4 protein-coding genes are annotated in these 2,843 nt (G+C 53.5%); 1 reads left to right on the top strand and 3 read right to left on the bottom strand.

Annotation, left to right across the window (positions count from 1 at the left end):
* Nucleotides 1-98: 98 nt before the first annotated feature.
* Both QMM04_RS21965 and QMM04_RS21960 read right to left on the bottom strand, forming a co-directional pair.
* Entirely contained in the window at nt 99-527 is a 429-nt protein-coding gene (locus QMM04_RS21965; protein ID WP_282997037.1) for a tautomerase family protein, read from the bottom strand.
* 68 nt (nt 528-595) lie between these two features.
* Nucleotides 596-1,351 carry an SDR family oxidoreductase gene (locus QMM04_RS21960; RefSeq protein WP_021506490.1) on the bottom strand — a complete coding sequence of 252 codons (756 nt, stop codon included), beginning with the start codon at nt 1,349-1,351 and terminating at the stop codon, nt 596-598.
* A gap of 230 nt (nt 1,352-1,581) precedes the next feature.
* Between QMM04_RS21960 and QMM04_RS21955 the strand changes: the two genes are divergently transcribed.
* The gene (locus QMM04_RS21955) at nt 1,582-2,496 is read left to right on the top strand and encodes an AraC family transcriptional regulator (protein WP_282997036.1); all 915 of its coding nucleotides are present in this window, start codon (nt 1,582-1,584) and stop codon (nt 2,494-2,496) included.
* 105 nt (nt 2,497-2,601) lie between these two features.
* Here QMM04_RS21955 and QMM04_RS21950 read toward each other — a convergent pair.
* On the bottom strand, nt 2,602-2,843 hold a 242-nt coding region (locus QMM04_RS21950), incomplete at its 5' end, for a hypothetical protein (protein WP_282997035.1).

The raw sequence follows: 2,843 nt of genomic DNA, 5'->3' as shown, positions 1-2,843 counted from the left end.
GTGCTAGAAAATTCAGCGTGGAGTTCAGACGACACTAACTATAACCTTCACACCACTCTCTGATAGCTTTCCAGCCACCCCTATCAAAAATATTTCCTTCAAATCGCCGCAGCATTTTCATCGCTGGCGCGAAGCGCTGCCAGATCGGCCTGCTGACCGAATATGCCCCAGTTGGCTTCTTCGATTTCCTGTATCACCACATAGACAGGAGCGACAGAAGTGCCTGACGGACGCCGATCCAGAATTGCGGTTGCTCCCTCAATCAGCTTCTTCTTTGCCTCCTCATCCAGGCCACCTTTGATGACATATATCTGAAGGGACACACCCGGCAACCATGCGGGCTTGTCTCCCATAAAGACGGCATCAGAAGAGTATTCAGCAAAGTAGCTCCAGACCGTACTTCGAACCAGAGGGGAGTCTGGCAGCGCCTCGCAATTAAGTCCTAACTGCGTCAGATCTCTGGCAACCTGTTGACGCTCAGCCGCATCAAAGGTACCTGCTGGCGCATGAATGATCATTTTAGGCATCAAATACCTCTTATTGCATCGGGGGAACAGGATGGATTCCGCACCGGGCGGAATCCATCATCGGGCAACTAAATGGACTGCCCACCGGAAACTTCAATGCGCTGACCGGTGACCCAGCGGTTGTCCGGGCCCAGCAGGCTGGCAATCATCGGACCGATGTCATCAGGCAGGCCCACGCGACCCAGCGCGGTCATGCCAGCAAACGCCTGATTGTAATCGGGGATGTCACGCACCGCGCCACCCAGGAAGTCGGTTTCAATCGCTCCCGGGGCCACGGTATTCACGGTGATGCCGCGGCTGCCCAGTTCTTTCGCCATATACACGGAGAGTATTTCAACGGCGCCCTTGGCAGCCGAGTAGGCCGAGAAACCCGGGAACGACACGCGGGTCAGCCCCGAAGAGAAGTTGACGATGCGTCCGCCATCGACCAGCAGCGGCAGCAGCGACTGCGTCAGAAAAAACACCCCTTTGACGTGTACGTTAAATAACGCGTCGAACTGCTCTTCCGTGGTTGCGCTAAAGTCGGCCATTTCCCCATGCCCGGCGTTGTTGATCAGATGGTCGAACGTTTCGCGTCCCCAGTCACCTTTCAGGATATTGCGCACGGCGGCGACGAACCCCGGGAAGGACGATACGTTGCTGGTGTCCAGTTGCAGCGCAACGGCCTTACGGCCTAGCGCCTGAATTTCATTCACCACGGCGTCCGCCGCCTCTTTACCAGTACGATAAGTCACGATGACATCACCACCATGGCGGGCAATGCTCAGTGCGGTATTACGGCCAAGACCCCGGCTGGCGCCAGTTACAAGAGAAAGGGTTGTCATGAAATATCTCCTCAATAGTGGGAGAGTGATTCTAACAATCGACAAACTCCCAGGGTTGCCCAATAATTTTTAATTATTGCCTGATTATTTTTATATTTTTATTTGATGCCGTATTTACTAGAATGGCTGCATCTGAAATTTTTAATTGATTGCCTAATAATATGAAAAAGCATGCTCACTCGTATGAGGAACGTCCTGCTGGGGACGACGAGTTTCAATCTGCCGGGAGGATGGCGGCTTTGCTGCAGGCGGCACGACACTACGCTGATGAACACCACAACGGAGCGGGCGTTGCTGCAACGCCAGTTGATGGGGTGTTCATTCTGCGCGAGACCGCGCCTACCGCGTTGCAATTCGCTATCACTAAACCGCTAATCGCAATGGTGCTGCAAGGCAGTAAACGCGTGACTATGGGCAGCGATCGTTTTGATTTTGGCGCGGGGGAATCCTTGCTGATCACCATGGACGTGCCAACCGTGAGTCAGGTTATCAGCGCCAGTGCCGACACCCCTTATTATTCTCTGGTCGTGGAACTGGATGCGGCGGTGATTAGCGAACTGATGGCAAACATGGTCGGGCTGGAGGCTGCCACGGATTTGCCCGTAAGCATTGATCAGATCGAAGAAGATGTGGCAGAAGCCGCTTTGCGCCTGCTGAACATGCTCAGCAGACCGCGCGCGCTCGCCGTGCTGGGCAGCCAGTTGGTGCGGGAGTTACATTACTGGCTATTGTCAGGACGACACGGCAGCGCGCTGCGCGCCCTCGGCAGCACTGACAGCCATGCCCGGCGGATTGCGCGGGCAGTCGCAATCATTCGGGCCAATTATGCGCAACCGCTGCGCATGAAAACCCTCGCTGACGCCGCCGGCATGAGCCTCTCGGTGTTTCATACGCATTTCCGCCATATCACCACGCTCACCCCGCTGCAGTTCCAGAAACAGCTGCGCCTGCTTGAAGCGCGGAGACTGATGCTGACGGAAGGGACAGCGATCGGTATTGCGGCTAATGCGGTAGGATATGAGAGCGTGACGCAGTTTACCCGTGAATATTCACGGCTGTTTGGTTCACCGCCAGCGCGAAATATTCGGGAAACCCGCGCACTCGAGCGTTCAGTCCAGTCCGGTGAGCCTGCGTGGCGCAGTTAATTTTTCGCACAATGCTGTGTCAACATTCACGGTTAACGACGTCTCAAACAGGCAATAAATTGTTTGAGTCTGTCGTTTCCGAAGAGGGGGTTACAAGAAGGATTTTTAGAAAACACTTCTAATATAGAGATTAACCAGCTTCACTTGGGTGAAGAGTCCTAACTTATTTTTCCTGGCCGTGTAAATGAAATGCACTACCGCAGCAATACCTATCATGCCAAAAAATAATCCTGCACCTTCCGTTTCACCGACAAAACAAAAAGCCGCCGTAAAAAGAATCAGAATATAGAGATAAATAACGACAACTGAAGACACATCATTTGACAAGATCGCGATGACTGAACGCT

It is taken from the genome of Pantoea sp. Pa-EAmG (genome assembly GCF_030024295.1).
Classification (GTDB): Bacteria; Pseudomonadota; Gammaproteobacteria; order Enterobacterales; family Enterobacteriaceae; genus Pantoea; species Pantoea dispersa.
Note: the sequence above shows the minus strand (reverse complement) of the source record. Positions and strands in the feature narration are given on the sequence as shown.